This is a genomic window from Nocardioides zeae (genome assembly GCF_010686755.1).
Classification (GTDB): domain Bacteria; phylum Actinomycetota; class Actinomycetes; order Propionibacteriales; family Nocardioidaceae; genus Nocardioides; species Nocardioides zeae.
In genome coordinates, this window is sequence record NZ_JAAGXA010000007.1 from 146,561 (window position 1) to 165,827 (window position 19,267).

The 19,267-nt window shown below is 74.3% G+C and carries 22 protein-coding genes; 12 read left to right on the plus strand and 10 right to left on the minus strand.

Annotation, left to right across the window (positions count from 1 at the left end):
* Nucleotides 1-25 precede the first annotated feature (25 nt).
* From rpsK to G3T38_RS11730, 5 genes are all read left to right on the plus strand, one after another.
* A complete protein-coding gene (rpsK, locus tag G3T38_RS11710) occupies nt 26-433 on the plus strand; it encodes a 30S ribosomal protein S11 (RefSeq protein WP_163772483.1) in 408 nt (135 codons plus the stop codon).
* Nucleotides 434-464: 31 nt separating this feature from the next.
* Entirely contained in the window at nt 465-1,073 is a 609-nt protein-coding gene (rpsD, locus tag G3T38_RS11715) for a 30S ribosomal protein S4 (protein ID WP_163772484.1), read from the plus strand.
* A gap of 118 nt (nt 1,074-1,191) precedes the next feature.
* Nucleotides 1,192-2,208 (plus strand): DNA-directed RNA polymerase subunit alpha, encoded by a 1,017-nt coding sequence (locus tag G3T38_RS11720; protein ID WP_163772485.1) that lies wholly within the window; start codon nt 1,192-1,194, stop codon nt 2,206-2,208.
* A 113-nt stretch (nt 2,209-2,321) separates the two neighbouring features.
* Nucleotides 2,322-2,888 carry a 50S ribosomal protein L17 gene (gene rplQ, locus G3T38_RS11725; RefSeq protein ID WP_163772486.1) on the plus strand — a complete coding sequence of 189 codons (567 nt, stop codon included), beginning with the start codon at nt 2,322-2,324 and terminating at the stop codon, nt 2,886-2,888.
* 92 nt (nt 2,889-2,980) lie between these two features.
* A complete protein-coding gene (locus G3T38_RS11730; RefSeq protein ID WP_163772487.1) occupies nt 2,981-3,229 on the plus strand; it encodes a hypothetical protein in 249 nt (82 codons plus the stop codon).
* A 96-nt stretch (nt 3,230-3,325) separates the two neighbouring features.
* On the opposite strand, the gene G3T38_RS11735 is transcribed toward G3T38_RS11730, so the two are convergent.
* Nucleotides 3,326-3,682 (minus strand): GntR family transcriptional regulator, encoded by a 357-nt coding sequence (locus G3T38_RS11735; protein WP_163772488.1) that lies wholly within the window; start codon nt 3,680-3,682, stop codon nt 3,326-3,328.
* Nucleotides 3,683-3,741: 59 nt separating this feature from the next.
* Between G3T38_RS11735 and G3T38_RS11740 the strand changes: the two genes are divergently transcribed.
* From G3T38_RS11740 to G3T38_RS11750, 3 genes are read left to right on the plus strand one after another with little or no spacing between them, the layout of a single operon-like run.
* The gene (locus G3T38_RS11740) at nt 3,742-4,683 is read left to right on the plus strand and encodes a PfkB family carbohydrate kinase (protein WP_163772489.1); all 942 of its coding nucleotides are present in this window, start codon (nt 3,742-3,744) and stop codon (nt 4,681-4,683) included.
* Nucleotides 4,684-4,693: 10 nt separating this feature from the next.
* Entirely contained in the window at nt 4,694-5,527 is an 834-nt protein-coding gene (truA, locus tag G3T38_RS11745; RefSeq protein ID WP_163772490.1) for a tRNA pseudouridine(38-40) synthase TruA, read from the plus strand.
* Nucleotides 5,520-6,131 (plus strand): methyltransferase, encoded by a 612-nt coding sequence (locus G3T38_RS11750; protein ID WP_163772491.1) that lies wholly within the window; start codon nt 5,520-5,522, stop codon nt 6,129-6,131. Before truA ends, G3T38_RS11750 begins: the two co-directional genes overlap by 8 nt.
* A 104-nt stretch (nt 6,132-6,235) precedes the next feature.
* Here the strand turns inward: G3T38_RS11750 and bla are convergent, their stop codons facing one another.
* A complete protein-coding gene (bla, locus tag G3T38_RS11755; RefSeq protein WP_174267890.1) occupies nt 6,236-7,195 on the minus strand; it encodes a class A beta-lactamase in 960 nt (319 codons plus the stop codon).
* Nucleotides 7,196-7,313: 118 nt separating this feature from the next.
* Between bla and G3T38_RS11760 the strand changes: the two genes are divergently transcribed.
* Nucleotides 7,314-8,195, plus strand: a complete 882-nt coding sequence (locus tag G3T38_RS11760; RefSeq protein ID WP_163772492.1) for a LysR family transcriptional regulator — start codon at nt 7,314-7,316, stop codon at nt 8,193-8,195.
* Nucleotides 8,192-9,121: a serine hydrolase gene (locus G3T38_RS11765; protein WP_338037607.1), complete on the plus strand. Its 930-nt coding sequence runs from the start codon at nt 8,192-8,194 to the stop codon at nt 9,119-9,121. Before G3T38_RS11760 ends, G3T38_RS11765 begins: the two co-directional genes overlap by 4 nt.
* A 71-nt stretch (nt 9,122-9,192) precedes the next feature.
* Here the strand turns inward: G3T38_RS11765 and G3T38_RS11770 are convergent, their stop codons facing one another.
* The 8 genes from G3T38_RS11770 to trhA all read right to left on the minus strand — a co-directional run bounded on the left by G3T38_RS11770 (nt 9,193) and on the right by trhA (nt 16,664).
* Nucleotides 9,193-9,642: a hotdog domain-containing protein gene (locus G3T38_RS11770; RefSeq protein ID WP_163772493.1), complete on the minus strand. Its 450-nt coding sequence runs from the start codon at nt 9,640-9,642 to the stop codon at nt 9,193-9,195.
* A gap of 4 nt (nt 9,643-9,646) precedes the next feature.
* Nucleotides 9,647-10,699, minus strand: coding sequence for an FUSC family protein (locus G3T38_RS22680; RefSeq protein ID WP_163772494.1), 1,053 nt, complete (start codon nt 10,697-10,699; stop codon nt 9,647-9,649).
* 29 nt (nt 10,700-10,728) lie between these two features.
* Complete coding sequence (locus G3T38_RS11780) at nt 10,729-10,908, minus strand: EthD domain-containing protein (RefSeq protein ID WP_163772584.1); 180 nt, start codon at nt 10,906-10,908, stop codon at nt 10,729-10,731.
* Entirely contained in the window at nt 10,905-12,284 is a 1,380-nt protein-coding gene (locus G3T38_RS11785; RefSeq protein WP_163772495.1) for an MFS transporter, read from the minus strand. Before G3T38_RS11785 ends, G3T38_RS11780 begins: the two co-directional genes overlap by 4 nt.
* Before the next feature lie 64 nt (nt 12,285-12,348).
* The gene (locus tag G3T38_RS11790; RefSeq protein ID WP_163772496.1) at nt 12,349-13,116 is read right to left on the minus strand and encodes a 3-hydroxybutyrate dehydrogenase; all 768 of its coding nucleotides are present in this window, start codon (nt 13,114-13,116) and stop codon (nt 12,349-12,351) included.
* 64 nt (nt 13,117-13,180) lie between these two features.
* On the minus strand, nt 13,181-15,064 hold the full coding sequence (locus tag G3T38_RS11795; protein WP_163772497.1) for a GAF domain-containing protein: 1,884 nt from the start codon (nt 15,062-15,064) through the stop codon (nt 13,181-13,183).
* A 26-nt stretch (nt 15,065-15,090) separates the two neighbouring features.
* The gene (locus tag G3T38_RS11800) at nt 15,091-15,840 is read right to left on the minus strand and encodes a hypothetical protein (protein ID WP_163772498.1); all 750 of its coding nucleotides are present in this window, start codon (nt 15,838-15,840) and stop codon (nt 15,091-15,093) included.
* Between the two features lie 59 nt (nt 15,841-15,899).
* Nucleotides 15,900-16,664, minus strand: a complete 765-nt coding sequence (gene trhA, locus G3T38_RS11805; protein WP_163772499.1) for a PAQR family membrane homeostasis protein TrhA — start codon at nt 16,662-16,664, stop codon at nt 15,900-15,902.
* A gap of 99 nt (nt 16,665-16,763) precedes the next feature.
* Between trhA and G3T38_RS11810 the strand changes: the two genes are divergently transcribed.
* Together G3T38_RS11810 and G3T38_RS11815 are read left to right on the plus strand one after the other, a co-directional pair.
* A complete protein-coding gene (locus tag G3T38_RS11810) occupies nt 16,764-17,543 on the plus strand; it encodes an isoprenyl transferase (RefSeq protein ID WP_338037608.1) in 780 nt (259 codons plus the stop codon).
* Nucleotides 17,544-17,824: 281 nt separating this feature from the next.
* Nucleotides 17,825-19,159 carry a PhoH family protein gene (locus tag G3T38_RS11815; protein ID WP_338037609.1) on the plus strand — a complete coding sequence of 445 codons (1,335 nt, stop codon included), beginning with the start codon at nt 17,825-17,827 and terminating at the stop codon, nt 19,157-19,159.
* Nucleotides 19,160-19,267: the final 108 nt, after the last annotated feature.

Below are 19,267 nucleotides of genomic sequence, written 5' to 3' on the forward strand. Positions count from 1 at the left end.
TCACCAGACTTTCAGGAGATAACGCATGCCCCCCAAGGGACGCGCTGCGGCTGGCGCCAAGAAGGTGCGCCGCAAGGAGAAGAAGAACGTCGCCGCCGGCGAGGCTCACATCAAGAGCACGTTCAACAACACCATCGTCACCATCACGGACCCCACCGGTGCCGTGATCTCGTGGGCCTCCGCCGGCACCGTCGGCTTCAAGGGCTCGCGCAAGTCCACGCCGTACGCCGCGCAGATGGCTGCTGAGGCCGCTGGTCGTCGGGCGATGGAGCACGGCATGAAGAAGATCGACGTCTTCGTGAAGGGCCCGGGCTCGGGCCGCGAGACGGCGATCCGCTCGCTGGGTGCGATCGGCCTCGAGGTCGGCACCATCCAGGACGTCACGCCGCAGCCCCACAACGGATGCCGGCCGCCCAAGCGCCGCCGCGTCTGAGACGACACCAGAGACCTAGGAGACTGATCAGATGGCCCGTTACACCGGCCCCATGACCAAGAAGTCGCGCCGTCTCGGTGTCGACCTCGTCGGTGGCGACGCTGCGTTCGAGCGCCGCCCCTACCCGCCCGGCATGCACGGCCGCGCGCGGGTGAAGGAGAGCGAGTACCGCGCGCAGCTGCAGGAGAAGCAGAAGGCGCGCATCAGCTACGGCGTGCTCGAGCGCCAGTTCTACAACTACTACGTCGAGGCGTCGCGCCGCACGGGCAAGACGGGTGACAACCTGCTCCAGCTCCTGGAGTGCCGTCTCGACAACGTGGTGTACCGCGCCGGGTTCGCCCGCACGCGTCGCCACGCCCGCCAGCTCGTGAGCCACGGCCACTTCCTGGTGAACGGCAAGAAGGTCAACATCCCGAGCTACCAGGTGGCGCAGTACGACGTCATCGACGTGCGGGAGAAGTCGCTCGAGACGACGCCGTTCATCGTCGCGCGCGAGACCCACGGCGAGCGCGTCGTCCCGGCGTGGCTCGAGGCCGTCCCGAGCCGCATGCGGATCCTGGTGCACTCGCGCCCGGTCCGTGCGCAGATCGACGTGCCCGTCCAGGAGCAGCTGATCGTGGAGTTCTACTCCAAGAAGTGATCCAGCGGTGCGGGGTCCCCGGCTCGTCGAGCCGGGTGCCCCGCACTGTCGTTCGACCTTTCCTTCCATCACGTTCGGGCCCATCAAATAGTGGGTGAGCCCGGAAAGGAACCAACCAGTGCTCATCGCTCAGCGCCCGACCCTGGACGAGGTTGTCGCCGGGGACTACCGGTCCCGGTTCGTCATCGAGCCCCTGGAGCCGGGCTTCGGCTACACGCTCGGCAACTCCCTGCGCCGCACGCTCCTGTCCTCGATCCCGGGCGCCGCGGTCACCAGCATCAAGCTCGACAACGTGCTCCACGAGTTCTCGACGGTCGAGGGCGTCAAGGAGGACGTCACCGAGATCATCCTGAACCTCAAGGGCCTCGTGGTCTCCTCCGAGCACGACGAGCCGGTCACGATGTACCTGCGCAAGTCGGGTGCCGGTGACGTCACCGCCGCGGACATCGCTCCGCCGGCCGGCGTCGAGGTGCACAACCCCGACCTGAAGATCGCCACGCTGTCCGACAAGGGCCGCCTGGAGATGGAGCTGGTCGTCGAGCGTGGCCGCGGCTACGTCTCGGCCGTCCAGAACAAGGGTGCCGACAACGAGATCGGCCGCATCCCGGTCGACTCCATCTACAGCCCCGTGCTGAAGGTGACCTACAAGGTCGAGGCCACCCGTGTCGAGCAGCGCACCGACTTCGACAAGCTGATCATCGACGTCGAGACCAAGCCGTCGATCCAGCCCCGCGACGCGCTCGCCTCGGCGGGCAAGACGCTGGTCGAGCTCTTCGGCCTGGCCCGCGAGCTCAACGTCGAGGCCGAGGGCATCGACATCGGCCCGTCGCCCGTCGACGAGCAGCTGGCGGCCGACCTGGCCCTGCCGGTCGAGGACCTGCAGCTCACCGTGCGGTCCTACAACTGCCTCAAGCGCGAGGGCATCCACACCGTGGGCGAGCTCATCTCGCGCTCGGAGCAGGACCTGCTGGACATCCGCAACTTCGGTGCGAAGTCGATCGACGAGGTGAAGGCCAAGCTCGTCGAGATGGGTCTCTCGCTCAAGGACAGCGCGCCGGGCTTCGACCCCGCCACCGCCCTCGCGGCGTACGGCGACGACGAGGACGACGCGTTCGTCGAGGACGAGCAGTACTGATCCACCCCTGCTCGGGCGGCCGACCGGTCGCCCGAGCCCGCCCCTGGGGTCGCACCGCGACCCCGTGTCTATCCCGGTACCTGGTACGGCCGGGAAGAAGGTAGAGATCTGCGATGCCCACCCCCAAGAAGGGTCCCCGCCTCGGCGGCAGCCCGGCCCACCAGCGCCTGATCCTGTCGAACCTGGCCACCCAGCTGTTCGAGCACGGCCGCATCGTCACGACGGAGTCGCGTGCCCGCACGCTCCGCCCCGTCGCGGAGAAGCTGATCACCAAGGCCGTCAAGGCCCACAAGGCGGAGCAGGCCGACGAGGCCGTCGTGTCGCTCCACCAGCGTCGTGAGGTCCTCAAGACCGTCCGCGACAAGAGCATCGTGCACGTCCTCTTCACGGAGATCGCGCCGACGTTCGCGGAGCGTCCGGGCGGCTACACCCGCATCACGAAGCTCGGCCCCCGCAAGGGCGACAACGCCCCCATGGCGGTCATCGAGCTCGTGACGGAGGAGTACGTCGCCAAGGCCGTCACCAAGCCCGCCGCGCCCGCCGCGCCGGTCGAGGAGCCCGCCGAGGAGACGCCCGCCGCCGAGGAGACCACCGAGGAGACCACCGAGGAGACCACGGACGAGGCCGCTGAGGCCCCGGCCGAGGAGTCCGACGAGGCCACCGACGAGGCCAAGGCCTGACGCAGGTCGCACGCTCCACCGCGAACGGCCCGCCATCCCCGCAGGGGGTGGCGGGCCGTTCCGCATTTCGTGGTGCTCCCTACGGTGGGCCCATGAGCACCGAGAAGTCTCCCGCCGAGGAGCTGCGCACCGAGGACCCGACCACCGAGCCGACCCTCGAGGGCGACGCCCGCGAGGCCGAGGCGGGCCAGCCCGTCGCGGGCGCGGAGGAGGAGCCCGACGGCGGCGACGACCCGACGCCGGCGGCTGCGGACGTCGCGCCGACGACGGACGCCCCCGACGCCGCGGCGGCCCTCGAGGAGTCGGGCGGGGAGCACATCATCGAGGCGCGGCAGGACTGACCCCTCGCGCCGAGTTGTCACGTACGACGCGACGCGACGCGGCGTACGTGACAACTCGGCGAACCTGGCGCGCCCTCCGACCCAGCTCGACGGGGCTCAGGGCCAGGCGCGGTCGAGCGCGTTGTGGGCCTCGGGTCGGGTGAGGCCGGCGCGGCGGGCGGCGGCGACGTACGCCGCGGCGGCAGCGCCGACGTCGCCCGTGGTCGCCGCCGTCGTCTCGGCCACGAAGGTGCCGGCCCGACCGCGGGTCTCGACGACGCCGTCGGCCTCCAGCTCGCGGTAGACCCGGGCCACGGTGCCGGCGGCCAGCCCCAGCTGCTCGGCCAACCCGCGCACGGTGGGCAGCCGCTCTCCGGCGGACAGGTCGCCCGTGGCGACGAGCGCCGCGACCTGGGCCCGCAGCTGCTCGAACGGGGGCGTGGCCGACGCGGGGTCGGGCGGCTGGATCGTCACCGGCAGCACGGTAGCGGCCCGCGCTGGCCCGCGCCGTACCCGTGTGATGAGGTGGCCCCGTGGCACAGGAGCAGCAGGTGGCGCTGGTGGTGGGCGAGGCGCTCGTGGACGTGGTGCGCCGCGCCGACGGGGAGAGCGACGAGCGGGCTGGCGGGAGCGCGGCCAACGTCGCCGTCGCGCTGGCGCGGCTCGGCCGCCCGACGTGGTTCGCCACCGCCATGGCCGACGACCGGTACGGCGCGATCCTCGCCGCCCACATCGGCCGCGACGGCGTGCGGCTCGCCGCCGACCCCGAGACGATCGAGCGCACCTCCTCGGCGGTGGCGACGATCGCGGCGGACGGCGCCGCGTCGTACGAGTTCGACCTCGAGTGGCGCCTCGGCGAGGTAGCGGTGGGTGAGGGCGTGCCCGGCTGGGTGCACGTCTGCTCCATCGCCGCGGTCCTGCCGCCAGGGTGCGACGACGTCCTGGCGGTCGTGCGGCGGGAGCGGGAGCGGGCGCTGGTGAGCTATGACGTCAACGCGCGGCCCGCGATCACGGGCACGGGCGTCGAGGTCGTCGCGCGGGTGGAGACGCTGGTGGCGGAGTCCGACGTCGTGAAGGCGTCCGACGAGGACCTGGCGGCGCTGTGGCCGGCGCTCACCGAGGAGGAGGCCGTCGACCGCCTCCTGGGCCTGGGCGCCCGCCTCGTCGTCGTGACGCGCGGCGCGAGCGGTGCCGAGTGCCACCGGGCGGACACCGTCGCCGGCGTGCCGGCCGTCACCGACCTGGGGGTCGTCGACACGATCGGGGCCGGTGACACCCTCGCAGCCGCCTTCGTCGACGCGCTGTGGGAGCGCGGCGTCGTGGGGGCCGCCTCGCGCGAACGGCTCGACGACCTGCCGCCCGAGGACCTCGGAGCGGCCCTCGCCTGGGCCGCACGGGCGGCGGCGCTCACGGTGTCGCGGCCGGGTGCGGATCCGCCGTACCTCGCCGAGGTCGGCCCGCGCCGACGCTCGTAGGATCCTCGGCGTGCGCCTGCGGATCGATCTCGCCTACGACGGCACCGACTTCCACGGCTGGGCGACCCAGCCGGCGCTGCGCACCGTGCAGGGCGAGCTCGAGCAGGGGCTCGCGACCGTGCTGCGGCTGCCGGAGCCCGTCTCCGTGGTGGTCGCCGGCCGCACCGACGCCGGCGTGCACGCCCGCGGCCAGGTGGTGCACGTCGACCTCGACGACGAGCGCGTCGCCGCCTCCGCGAGCCGCGGTGTCACCGATCCCGTCCCCGCGCTGGCCCGCAAGCTCAACGGCGTGCTGCCCGGCGACGTCCGCGTGCACCGCACGCGCCTCGCCCCGGAGGGTTTCGACGCGCGGTTCTCGGCGGTCTGGCGCCGCTACGCCTACCGGATCGCCGACCGGCCCGAGCTGGTCGACCCGCTCGCGCGGCGACACGTGCTGGCCTGGGGGCAGCCGGTCGACGAGACCCTCATGAACGCGGCCTCCGCCGACCTGGTCGGCGAGCAGGACTTCGCGGCGTTCTGCAAGAAGCGACCGGGCGCCACGACGATCCGCACGCTCCTCGACCTGCAGTGGGCACGGCGCGAGGACGGGGTGCTCGAGGGCACCATCCGCGCCGACGCGTTCTGCCACAACATGGTCCGGGCGCTCGTCGGCTGCCTCCTGGCGGTGGGGGAGGGACGCCGCTCCCCGGCCTGGGCGCGCGAGGTGCTCCTCGCCGGCGTGCGCGACCCGTCGGTGCAGGTGGTGCACGCCCACGGCCTGGTGCTCGAGGAGGTCGGCTACCCCGACGACGCCGCCCTCGCGCTGCGCGCGGAGGAGACCCGGAAGGTGCGGACCCGTGACTGAGCAGCCCGACGAGCACTACTTCACGGCGGACCCCTCGGTGCCGTTCACGCGCGAGCGGATCGAGGTGGAGGTCTGGGACGAGCGCCTGCGCCTCGACACCGGCTCCGGCGTCTTCGCCCGCGGTCGGCTCGACGTCGGCACCGCGGTCCTGTTCCGCGAGACCGACCCGCCGTCCGGCGTGGAGCGGCTGCTGGACCTCGGCTGCGGGTACGGCGTGATCGGCCTCGCGCTCGCCCGTCGCCTCCCGGCCGCGCACGTCACGGCGGTCGACGTCAACGAGCGGGCCCTCCTGCTGGCGCGCGAGAACGCGGCGGGGCTGGGGGTGGCGGACCGCTACGAGGCGCTGCTGCCCGGCGAGGTGGCGCTTGACGCGACGTACGACGAGATCTGGTCCAACCCGCCCATCCGCATCGGCAAGGCCGCGCTCCACGAGCTGCTGCTGACCTGGTTGCCGCGCCTGGCGCCGGGCGGCCGTGCCGTGCTGGTCGTCGGCCGCAACCTGGGCGCCGACTCGCTGCAACGCTGGCTGGGAGAGCAGGGCTGGCCGACCGAGCGCATCGCCAGCGCCAAGGGCTTCCGCGTGCTCGAGGTGCGGCGGGGTTGATGCCGCGGGGCCGGCACTTTCCCCGGTCGACCGGGGAACACGCCGCCCTGACCATCAACATTGATGGTCAAAGCGACACTTTCCCCGGCTGACCGGGGAAAGTGTCACCCCGCCCGACCCACCCCGAGGGCGGCGAAGGTGACGCGGGTGGCGTCGGCGACGAGGGCGTCGTGGGTGGGGTCGTCCGCCTCGTCGCCGCTGGTCAGCACCGCGATGACGACGGGCGAGCGGTTCGAGCCGGCGGGCGGCCACGCCACGGCGATGTCGTTGCGCGTGCCGTACGCAGCCGATCCGGTCTTGTCGCCGACCGTCCAGCCGTCGGGGGCGCCGGCCCGCACGAGGGCGTCGCCGGTCGTGTTGCGCACGAGGAGGTCGACGAGCTCGGCCCGGCGGTCGGGTGCGAGCACGCAGCCGAGCGTGTACGACGCGAGCGACCGCGCGAGGGCACGCGGGGTGCTCGTGTCGCGGACGTCGCCCGGCACGGCCGTGTTGAGGTCCGGCTCCTCGCGCACCGAGGTCGTCGTGGTGTCGCCGATCCGCCGCAGCTCCGCCGTCAGCCCCGCGGGTCCGCCGAGCTCGTCGAAGAGCAGGTTCGCTGCGGTGTTGTCGCTGTAGCGGACCGCGGCGTCAGCGAGCTCGCGCACGGTCAGGCCGTCCGCGACGTGCTGCTCGGTGACGGGGGAGTAGGTGACGAGGTCGTCCTCGGTCCAGCGCACCGTCCGGTCGAGGTCGGCCTCGGTGGCGGTGCGGAGCAGGGCACCGACCTGCAGCGCCTTGACGGTGGAGGCGAAGGCGAAGCGCTCGTCGGGACGGTGGGCCACGACCCGGCCCGTGTCGACCTCGAGGGCCACCACGCCCAGGCGCGCGTCGTACTGCCGCTCCAACGCCGCGAACCGCGCCGCCGCGGCGCGCTCGGACGGGACGCCGGCCACCGCTACGGACGGGGCCGCGACAGACGGGGCCGCGACGGATGGTGCCCCCACCGACGGGGAGGCGGCGGGCGCGACGAGCGCCGCGCCGAGGACGGCGGCGGCGAGCAGGGAGCGGGTGGGCAGGAGGCGCATGGTCGACCTTCCGAGAGAGGTGCGGGACGCACCGCACTCTGCGGGGTGGCGACCCATGCCGTCCAAGACCGGATCGCGGCAGACGATGCTGTTCCGGCATGAGTGGCAGACTGCCCCCGTGGACCTCGTCACGGCGTGCCGGGTGCTCGTCCAGGTGGCCGAGCAGGGGAGCGTGACCCGCGGTGCCTCCGTGCTGGGCATCCCCCAGTCGGTCGCGAGCCGGCGTCTCGCCGCGCTCGAGCGCACCCTCGGCGCCGACCTGCTCGACCGTCGCGCCCGTCGTGCGCGCCTCACCCCCACCGCCCTGGACCTGCTGCCGCTGGCCCGGCGGCTCGTGCGGGCGGCCGACGAGCTCGCTGTCGCCGCCGAGCGGGCCGGTGCCCGGCCGCGGTCCCTGCTCGTCGGCGTGGGCCCCCTCGTGACGCCGCGCGCGCTCGCCGACGTCGTCGCGGCCGGACGTGACGCCGGGCTGCGCCTCGAGGTGGACGCGCAGGGTGCCGGTGCCCGGCGCGCCGCCGTCGACGAGCGCGTCGCCGACGCCGCCGTGGTGCCGGTGCCGCCCGACCGGGCGACGTGGCGGGTGCCCCTCGGGGTCGCCGAGGACGCCGTCGGACCGGGAGCCCGGGTGCACCTCGCGGCGCTGCGGGTGGTGCGGGGCGCTGAGCGGGTACGCCGCGTCCTCCTCCTCCCCGAGGACGACGTGCCCCACGTGCGCGACCCCTTGCTGCGCCTGCGCGACGCGCTCGGCCTGCGGCCCGGGCAGGTCGTCGTGGCGCCCTCCGACGCGTCGGCGACCGCCGCCGTCCTGGCCGGCGACCTCGTCGTCTGCTCGGCGGCCGAGGCGACGGCGCTCGACCTCCGGTGGCGCCCGCTCGGCGAGCTGGGCGACGGCACGTGGGCGCGGGGGCACGCGCTGGTGGCCGTCGACCGGGGCGAGCAGGCGACCCTGGTCGCCGCGCTCGCCGCACCGCTCCGCCGGATGCTGGGGGTGCCCGCGTGAGCGGGCCTGCCGAGGACCTGCGGGTGCGTCGGCTCCGCACGCGCTTGCACGAGGCGGGCCTGTCGGGCTCGTTCCTCGTCCGTGACCTCCGCACCGGGCAGCAGGTGGCGATCGGCCCGGAGGAGCGGTACGCCGTGGCCTCGCTCGTGAAGGTCCCGCTGGCGATGGCCGTGCTGGAGCGGGTGGCGACGGGCGTCATCGACCCGGCCCGACGGCTGCGGGTCGGGCCGGGGGACCCGGCGCTGGCCGACCGTCCGGGTCCGCCGGGCACGGGGCGCTTCCGACACGCGGTGGACGTCGCGGTGGAGGACCTGCTCTACCTGGCTGTCTCGTTGAGCGACTCGACGGCCGCGGACGCGCTGTTCGGCCTCGTGCCGCCGCCGGAGGTCGGGGCCCACCTGGCCGCGATCGGGATCGAGGGCATCGAGGTGCGGCACCCGGTGGGCGACCTCAACGCGACCCCGGCGGAGCGGCTCGACGCCGCCGAGGGCCACCTGGCCCACCGGCTGGCCATCGGCACGGGCACGGCCGACGGCGGCCACGCCGTGGCCCAGCTGGACCTGACCCGGGCCTCGACCGCCACCGCGACGGCGCTGGCCGACCTGCTGGAGGTGCTGTGGGCGCCGGCTGGCGCGTCGCGCGTGCGCCCGGAGGTGGCGCTCCGGGTGCGCACCCTCCTCGGGCTCAACGTCATGCGGCAGCGCCTCGCCACGGAGCTGGCCAGCGACGCGGCACGCTGGTCGTCGAAGACCGGGACCCTGCTCAACGAGCGCCACGAGGCGGGCGTGGTCGAGCACGACGACGGCGGGGTGCTGGCCGTCGTGGCCCTCACGCGCTCGCGGGTGCCCGCGGTCGTGCAGCCGGTCGCGGAGGCGGAGATGGCTGCGGTCGCGCGCGGTCTCCACGACGTGCTCCGCGCGGGCTGAGCCCGGTCCCGGCTCCGGACGTCATGCGGATCGCCGCCCCCGGGCACCGCGGCGCATGACGTCCCGCGGGGTCAGCGCGCGCGCCACCGCTTCCACACGGCGTCGGCCTCGGCACGGACCTTCCCGTCGTGCTCGAGCCAGACGTGCGCCGTGATCTCGTCGCGGCTGGCCTCCCGCACCTCGGCGCCCAGCGTGAGCGTGGCCTCCAGCGGGGTGGGGCGTCGGTAGCGCACGTCGAGGCCGGCGGTCACGTAGGGCAGCGGCACGCCCGGGTCGGCCGGCCACCCCCGCTCGTGCGCGGCGTGGGTGACGGCGGCGGCGGAGTGGCAGTCGAGGACGGTGGCGATGATGCCCCCGTTGAGGAACCCCAGGCCGTTGTCGTGCTCGGGCCACGGCGTGAAGGACGCGGTCACGCGGTCGCCGTCGGCGAAGCTCTGCAGCTGCAGGCCCTTCGCGTTCGCCGGTCCGCAGCCGAAGCACGGCAGGTCGGGGAAGTAGGTCTGCTGCAGGCTGGTGTCCACCCGGCTACCCTGCCACCCCGTCGGCCGACGGACCCGGCGGGCTGACCGGTGCCGGGCGGTCCCGCGTCGCCGCGGCGACGCCCATCCCGACCGCCGTGCCCAGCAACGTCTCGACGAGTCGGTCGAGCACGAGCGGCCCGACGGGCAACGGCGCCGCCAGCTGCCCCATGAGCAGCGCCAGGGGCGTGATGAACACGAGGGCCGCGGCGTAGTTGCGGACCACCAGCAGCTCGGCGGCTCCCTGGAGCACGGCGGCGAGCAGCACCGCCGCGAGCGGCGGCAGGTGGAGGGAGAGCACCACGAAGGCGACGCCGACGCCCAGCAGCGTGCCGACCGCCCGCTGCGAGCCCCGGGCGACCTGCGCCCGCAGCCGGGGTGCGCTGAGGGGCGCCACCGCCGCCACCATCGCCCAGTAGGGATGCCCGATCCCGGCCGCGGTGGCGACGGCGCCCGCCACGAGCACCGCGGCGGCGACGCGGGCGACGTGCCGTCGCCGCACGGGAGCGGCGGCGCTCGGCGGCCGGGCGGGCACGGGCTCGCTCCGGGTCCTGGCCCGGTGCTCGTCGAGCCGGCCGAGCGTGACCGCCAGGGCCGCCGTACCCGTGGCGACGCCGAGGGCGGCCAGGAGGTCGCCGGGTCGGCTCGGGTGGGCGGCGCAGGCGCCGACGGCGAAGACGGCGAAGAGCGGGCCGGGCGGGATCCACCGGCGCCGGTCCGAGACGGCCGTGGCCACCGCGCCGACGGCTGCGGCGGCGGGGACGACCAGCCAGGCGCGGTCGGGGCTGAGCCCCACGGCCGTGCCGACCAGGGTGGCGCCGACCAGCAGGACGCCGGCGTGCGCCTGGACGCGCCAGCGGTCGGGGGAGGGCGAGCTCCCGCCGTACACCGCGGCGAACGCCCCGAACACGGCGAACAGGCCCCACGCCAGGTGGTCGGTCGCGAGCAGGACGAGGAGGGGGAGGAGCACGGACAGCGCGGCCCGCAGCGCCACCACCCGCGTGCCGCTCGCCGGGTGGAACCTCAGCACGTCCCGCAGGTGCGCACCGAACCGTTCCACCCGGCGATGGTGCCAGGTGCCGGGTGGGGTCAGTCCTGCGCCTCCCACATCGTGACCTCCACGCCGGCCACGGCGAAGTTCCCCATGTCCGCGGACCCGGCCTGCCCCTCGGGCGAGGCGAGCGCGGCGAGCGCCGCCTCGCGGTCCGCGAACGTGAGGACGGCGACGACGAAGTACGGCACGGTGGCGGGACCGGCGAGCGCGCTCAGTCGAGCGCGCGGTCGTGACGCAGCGAGGACCGCGCCGTCTCGCGGGCCAGCACGACGGAGACGATCGTGATGACCGACGCCACCGTGACGTAGAGCGCCACGGCCGTCGTGTTGCCGTCCTCGACGTCGCCCAGCAGGCGGAGGGCGATGATCGGCGCGAGGGCGCCGGCGAAGATCGACGCGAGCTGGTAGCCCACCGAGGCGCCGGTGTAGCGCACCGACGTGCCGAACAGCTCGGAGAAGAAGGCGGCCTGCGGGGCGTACATGAGGGCGTGCAGCGTCAGGCCCACCACGACGGCCAGGATGATCAGGCCCTGCGAGCCCGACTCGACGAGGTCGAAGAAGAAGAACGACCACACGGCGACGCCCACCGCGCCGACGAGGTACAGCGGTCGTCGGCCGATCCGGTCCGACCACGCGCCGAAGGCGGGGATGACGAAGAAGTGGACGACGGACCCCACCAGCAGCGCCTGCAGGATCGGGCCGCGATCGCCGCCGGCGTACTCCACGAGGTAGGTGATCGAGATGACCGTGAAGATGTAGTAGCTGATGTTCTCGGCCATCCGCATGCCCATCGCGACGGCCACCTCGCGGGGGTACAGCCGGATCACCTCGAGGATCGGGAGCTGCTCCTTGCCTCCCTCGGCCTGCTGGGCCTCGCGCTCCCGGCGGGCCTCCGCGAACACGGGCGACTCCTCGATGCTCAGGCGGACCCACAGGCCGATGAGCACGAGCACGGCGGACAGCACGAACGGGATCCGCCAGCCCCAGGCCTCGAAGGTCTCGTCGGACTGCACGAGCGCGAGGATCCACAGCACGGCGGTCGCGAGCAGGTTGCCGAGCGCCACGCCGGCCTGCGTCCACGACGACCAGAAGCCACGGTGCTCGTCCTTGCCGTGCTCGGCCGCCATCAGCACGGCGCCTCCCCACTCGCCGCCGACGGCGAAGCCCTGCACGAGACGGCAGGTGAGCAGGAGGAGCGGGGCCGCGACGCCGACGGTCGCGTACGTCGGGAGCAGGCCGATCGCGACCGTCGCCGCCCCCATGAGGACGAGGGAGAGCACCAGCATCTTCTTGCGGCCGACCTTGTCGCCGTAGTGGCCGAAGACCACGCCGCCGAGGGGGCGGGCCACGAAACCGAGGGCGTAGGTGCCGAACGCGAGCAGCGTCCCGGTCACCGGGTCGGACTCGGGGAAGAACAGCGTGCCGAACACGAGGGCGGCGGCGGAGCCGTAGAGGAAGAAGTCGTACCACTCGACGGCCGTGCCGATGAGGGACGCGAAGACGACCTTGACGATCGGCGTGCGCGGTGGTGCGGCGGGGCTGCCGGGGCTGCCGGGGCTGCCGGGTGCGCCGGGCTGCAGGGACGTGGACATGGGGGAGCCTCTCTGGCGGTGCGGGTGGGGGATCGGGGAGGAGGGGAGCGGGTCGGTGGCCGGGTCAGGTCGCGCTCCACCCGCCGTCCAGCAGGTGGGAGGTGCCGGTCACGGAGACGGCGTCGGGGCCGCACAGCCACCCCACGACGGAGGCGACCTCGCTCGGCTCGACCATCCGCTTCAACGGGCTGCGGGCGAGGAGCACCTCGTCGACGACCCGGTCGGCCGGCAGGTCGTGCTGCTGCGCCTGGTCGGCGATCTGCTGCTCGACGAGCGGGGTCCGCACGTAGCCGGGGGCCACCGTCGTCGAGGTGACGCCGTGCGGGGCGCCCTCGATGGCGATCACCTTCGACAGGCCCTCGAGGCCGTGCTTCGCCGCGACGTACGGGGCCTTGAAGGGCGATGCCCGGTGGCCGTGGATGCTCGTCACGTGGACGAGGCGGCCCCAGCCGCGCTCGTACATGCCGGGCAGGACGCCGCGGCTCAGCAGGAAGGGCGCCTCGAGCATGAGGGCGTGCATCCGGCGCCAGACGGTCGGGTCGAGCTCGTGCACCGGCGCCACGTGCTGGAACCCCGCGTTGTTGACGAGCACGTCGACCGTGTCGAGCGGGAGCGAGGCGAGGTCCTCGGGATCCGTCAGGTCGACGACGAGGGCGGTGCCGCCGACGCGGGACGCGACGGTCGTCGCGCCCTCGGTGTCGCGGTCGACGACGAGGACGTGGGCGCCGTCGCCCGCGAGCCGCTCCGCGACCGCGGCGCCGATCCCGCTCGCGGCCCCGGTGACGAGGGCCGTGCGGCCGGCGAGCGGGGGTGTGAGGTGGGTCTCAGGCATGCGCGCCACGCTAGGGCGGCGCTCGGCCGCGCCACCATGTCTCCTGTCACCACATCCGTGCCGCTCAGGTGGGTGGTGGGGACACCTCGCCACGGCGCAGACGGACGACGCGGAGCGCGAGCTGGAGGTCGAGGGCCCGCTCGGGGGCGCGCCAGTCCGTCCCCAGCAGCTCGCCGACGCGGTCGAGGCGCTGGGTGACGGTGTTGGGGTGCAGGTGGAGCCGCGCGGCGGTGGCGCGCACGACCCCGCCGGTCGCGAACCACGCCTCCAGCGTGCCGCGCAGGTCCGTGCCCCGGCGTCGGTCGTGCTCGAGCACGGCGCCGAGCGTCGCGGTGACGAAGTCGCCGACGCTCTCCGGCCCGGCGGTGCCGAGGAGCAGGCGGGTCACGCCGAGCGCGGCGGGGTCGGCGACCTCCCCCCGTCGTCCGAGGACGAGGAGGGTCTCGAGGACGCGTACCGCCTCGGTCAACGCGCGTCGCGCCGCACCCGCGTGGACGTCGCCGTCGCACGTCGCGACGCCGACGGTGACGTGGGCCCCGGCAGCCTCGAGCGGTGCGGCGAGGGCGGCGCCGACGGCGCGCGGTCCGTCGTCCCCCACCGGCAGCAGCGCGACGAGCCGCCCGTCGTGGTCGGCCGCCAGGCCGCCCGAGCGGCGTGCGACGCGCGCCAGCGACCGGAGCGCGGAGGGCCGGTCGAGGCCCTCCACGTCGAGGGCCGCCACGGCCGAGGCACCAGCGAGGGCGGCGCCCTGCAGCCGGGCCCGGTGGCGGAGGTGGGCGGCGTCCTCGCGCGGCCGCTCGCGCAGGAGGTCGGCCAGCAGCGCCCCGCCCACCCGCTCCTCCGCGTCGGCCACGGACCGGTCGAAGAGCACGACGAGCCCGGCGACCATCGCGGCGCGCTCGAGGGTGCGTTCCTCCGAGGCGTCGAGCGGCGGCGTCCCGTGGACCACGAGGGTCGCCAGGTGCTCCTGGCCGGCGAGGGCCGGGGCCACGTGACCGGCGGCGGTCGCGACCCCGCGGCCGGAGGCGACGGCACGGGCGACGGCCTCGTCCCGTGCGTCGCCCTCCGCGAAGGGGCCGGGGTCGCCGGCGAGCGTCGTGCCCGCGGCGTCCAGGACGCCGACCCCTGCGCCGAGCCCGTCCGTCAGCACCGCGACCACGTCGGCGAGGCCGCCGCCCCGCAGGAGCAGGTCGGTCAGGCGGTCGTGGGTCAGCGCGGCGGCCTCCACCACGGCCGTCCAGCCCCGCAGCTCGCGGTTGGCCGCGTCCAGCTCCGCGAACAGCCGCGCGTTCTCGAGGGCGACCGCCGCGTGCGCGGCGAACGAGGTCAGCAGCGAGACCTCCTCCGGCGGGAAGGGACGCACGGTGCGGTGCGTCGCCAGCAGCGTCCCGATGACGCGCCCCTCGATCAGCAGCGGCACGCCGAGGATGGCGCGGATCTGCTCGCCGGCGACCGCGTCGTCGATGTAGCGCCGGTGCCGGAAGCGCTCGTCGTGCTGGTAGTCGGGGGTGAAGTAGGGGGCCCCGGTCTGCGCCACGAGGCCGAGCAGGCCGTCGCCGAGGGGGAGGCGCAGCTTGCGGAACTCCGCGGTGAGCGCGCCGTCGGTGACCCGCATGTACGACGCGCCCTCGCCCTCGTCGTTGAGGGAGAGGTAGGTCATGTCGGCCTGCAGCAGCTGGCGCGCCCGACGCACGATGGCAGCCAGCACCGCGTCGACGTCACGGAGCGCCGAGAGGTCGCTCGCCGTGTCGTAGAGCGCCGAGAGCTCGGCCTCGCGGAGCCGTTGCCGGGCGATGAGGTCGCGCAGGCGCAGGGCCACGTCGTACCGGCGCCGTTCCTCGGCCGCAGCGGCCGGGTCGGGACTCTGCGCGACCCGCGCCTCGACGAGCGCGTCGAACTCCGAGCGGGCCGCCTCGGCGTACAGGAGGTCCAGGAACGTGGTCGGCACGGGGCCATGATGCGCCACGTCGGGGCTCAGGTGGCGACGCGCAGGTCCCCGTGGCCGAGGAGCGGGAGGGTGCGCCCGAGAGCGCGGCCGAAGGCGGCGTAGACGGGGTCGTCGAGGACGGGCCGCGCACCGCTCGGGGAGGGGACGGCGACGGTGGCGCGCACGTGGACGGTGAGGTCGCCGCCGTCGGGCAGCGCGAGCACGCCGCCGTCCTGCCGGGTGGCCGTGGTCCACCCCTGCGCGTGCCAGAGCACCGCGTCGGCCACGAGGTAGGCCGCGAGGCCCGAGGGGGCGTCGGCGAGGAAGGCGGGGAGCGCGACCTCGTAGGCGGGGTTCCCGGTCAGTGCGGCCATCGTCTCGGCCTGCTCGCCCGGCACGAGGACGCTCCCGCCGTCGGCGGTGAAGCGCGTGCGGTGACCTCCGCGGCGCAGGCGGTCGTTGACCGCCTCGGCACCGCCGAGCAGCGCGACGAGGGTGGCGAGCGCCGCGTCCGGGGACCCGCTGGTCGGCCGCGCCGCGCGGGCGGCGGCGTCGAGGACGGTGGCGAGGTCCGGTGCCTCCTCCGCTGCGGACGCAGCGCCGAGGTCGACGGCCTGGGCGGCCAGGAGCGGGCTCGCGGCCCCGGCGCCCGGGGCGGGGCGGAGGTCGCCGTGGCCGAGCTCGATCTCGGGGCTGGACAGCAGCAGCGACCACTCCCGGGCGACGGGCGCCAGCTCCGCGCGCCACACGTCGAGCACGCGCTGCGACGTGCCGACGTGGTCGGGGTGAGTGGTCACGACTGATGGAACCACTTCCAGGGGGCCTGCAGGGGACGAACGGGAAAGGTCGGGCCCGCTCAGCGGAGCGCGTACGTCGCGAGCGAGACCCCGACGTAGTGGGTGGCGAACGCGAGGATGGTGAACGTGTGGAACACCTCGTGGAACCCGAACCACCGCGGGGACGGGTTGGGCCGCTTCAGGGCGTACACCACCCCGCCGATCGTGTAGAGCGCACCGCCCGCGCAGATGAGCACGAAGACCGCGACGCCGATCCCGGTGCCGTACTGGTCCACGGCACCCGAGGCGAAGTCGGGGATGAAGAAGACGGCGGCCCAGCCGAGGGCGATGTAGATCGGGGCGCTCAGCCAGCGGGGCGCGCCCGCCCAGAAGACCTTCATGAGCACGCCGGAGACGGCGCCCGTCCACACGACCCACAGCAGCGCCTCCTGCTGCCAGCCGTCGAGCAGGAGCAGGGTGAACGGGGTGTAGGAGCCGGCGATCAGCAGGAAGATGTTGGAGTGGTCGAAGCGCCGCAGGAAGGTCCACACGCCGTGGGACCAGGTGCCCCGGTGGTAGACCGCCGAGACCGTGAACAGCAGGAGCGCCGAGACCGTGAAGACGGTCGAGCCGATCCGGGTCGTCGCGTCGGGTGACAGCACGACGAGCACGATGCCGGCGGCCAGCGTCAGCGGCGCGGTGCCGAGGTGGAGCCAGCCCCGCAGCTTCGGCTTCACCTCGTCGAGGGCGTCGCGTACGTGCTTGCTGGCGGCGTCGATGCGGTGGCCCGCCGAGTCACGCAGGTCCGCGATGCTCTCGGAGAGGCGCTGGGTCGGGGCGTTCATGGGCTCCAATGTAAGCGCTGGTGGGCCGTTCGACGCCGCCGTGAGCATGAGTTCACCCACGCTGCGGACGAACGTCGCCGAGCCACTAGCATCGCCCGGGTGACCCGCAGCTGGAGGACCGTGGTGCGCCGTGCGCTCTACCCGGTCTACGAGGCACGGATCGAGAAGCACCTCGATCCCGCCGCCCTCCCCGCCCACATCGGCGTCATGCTCGACGGCAACCGGCGCTGGGCCCGCGCGGTCGGCGCCGACTCGGCCCACGGTCACCGGGCGGGGGCGGCCAACATCGAGCCGCTGCTCGGCTGGTGCGAGGAGATCGGCGTCCAGGTCGTGACGCTGTGGCTGCTCTCCACCGACAACCTGCACCGGGAGCCGGCCGAGCTCGAGCCGCTGCTCGAGATCATCGGCGAGGCGGTCGACAGCCTCGCCGTGCAACGCCGCTGGCGCCTCCACCCCGTCGGGGCGCTCGACCTCCTGCCCCCCGCGGTGCGCACCCGGCTGAAGGAGGCGGAGGCGGCCACCGCCGAGGTGGACGGGCTGCTCGTCAACATCGCGGTGGGCTACGGCGGGCGCCAGGAGATCGCCGACGCGGTGCGCTCCTTGCTCGCGGAGCACGCGGAGCGCGGCACCCCGCTCGACGAGCTGGCCGCGACGGTCGACGTCGACGCGATCGGCGCGCACCTCTACACGAAGGGCCAGCCCGATCCCGACCTCGTCATCCGCACGTCCGGCGAGCAGCGGCTCGGCGGCTTCCTGCTGTGGCAGAGCGCGGGCAGCGAGTTCTACTTCTGCGAGGCGTTCTGGCCCGACTTCCGCAAGGTGGACTTCCTGCGGGCCGTGCGGGCCTACGCGCAGCGCGAGCGGCGTCACGGGCGCTGACCCGTGTGACCCGTCGCTGACGCTTAACACAGCGTTCACGAACGACTTCTCCGACGTCCCGTGTCGCGCTGGCGAGCAGGAGTAGCGTCCCCGGCATCGGCGGGTGGGGAAGCCCGCCGAACTCGAGGAGGCCCGTTCGTGAGCACTCACGACCGCACCGTGTGGCGTCGCTGCCGCGCGGGAGGAGGCGGGCACTCCCGTCTTCGGGCGTGCCTGGAGTCCAACCGCTGGAGCTAGGGCCGGGACGACGAGTGCGCGTGCTGGTTCGTGAGGGGTAGATCGTGGCCTCGAACCCGACGCGCACCACGTCCGTCCGCACCTACGTTCTCGACACCAGCGTGCTGCTGGCCGACCCCGGTGCGTTGCGCCGGTTCGACGAGCACGAGGTGGTCCTCCCGGTGGTGGTCATCACCGAGCTGGAGGGCAAGCGTCACCACCCCGAGCTGGGGTACTTCGCCCGCACCGCACTCCGCACCCTCGACGAGCTGCGCGTCGCCAACGGCCGGCTCGACGAGCCCGTGCCAGTGGGCTCGCTCGGCGGCACCGTGCGGGTCGAGCTGAACCACACGGACCCGCAGTCGCTGCCGTCCGGCTTCCGGCTCGGGGACAACGACACGCGGATCCTCGCGGTGGCCCGCAACCTCGCCAACGAGGGCCACGCCGTCACGCTCGTGTCGAAGGACCTGCCGATGCGGATCAAGGCGTCGGCGGTCGGTCTCGACGCCGAGGAGTACCGCGGCGAGGCGATCTCCGACTCCGACACCGGCTACACCGGCATGGCGGAGCTCGACGTTCCCGCCGAGCTGCTCGACGACCTCTACGACGCGGGCGTCGTCGACGTCCCGACCGTCGACGAAGTGCGCCCCGACCTCGTGTGCCACCAGGGCCTGGTGCTCCTCTCCGACCGCGGTACGGCGCTGGGCCGCGTCGGCGCGGACAAGCGGATCCACCTCGTGCGCGGCGACCGGGAGGCGTTCGGCATCCACGGCCGCTCGGCCGAGCAGCGGATCGCGCTCGAGATGCTGCTCGACCCCGAGGTGGGCATCGCCTCCCTCGGCGGACGCGCCGGCACCGGCAAGTCGGCCCTCGCGCTGTGCGCCGGTCTGGAGACGGTGCTGGAGCGGCAGCAGCACAAGAAGGTCGTCGTCTTCCGTCCGCTCTTCGCCGTCGGCGGCCAGGAGCTGGGCTACCTGCCGGGCAGCGAGAGCGAGAAGATGTCGCCCTGGGCGCAGGCGGTCTTCGACACGCTCGGTGCGGTCACGTCGCGCGACGTGATCGAGGAGGTGCTGGCCCGCGGGATGCTCGAGGTGCTGCCGCTGACCCACATCCGCGGACGCTCCCTGCACGACGCGTTCGTGATCGTCGACGAGGCGCAGTCGCTCGAGCGCAACGTGCTGCTGACGGTGCTCTCGCGCATCGGCGCGAACTCGAAGGTGGTGCTGACGCACGACGTGGCGCAGCGCGACAACCTCCGGGTCGGCCGGCACGACGGCGTCGTCGCGGTGGTGGACAAGCTCAAGGGCCACCCCCTCTTCGCGCACGTCACGCTCACCCGGTCGGAGCGTTCGCCCATCGCGGCGCTCGTCACGGAGATGCTGGAGAACGTGGTGCTCTGACGGTTCCTGCCCGTCCCTGCCCGTCCCCGCCCGACCCCGCCCGTCCCCGGGAGGGATCCCCGGGACCTGTCCGATCGGACGGGTCCCGGGGATCGTCGGTTTGCCTCC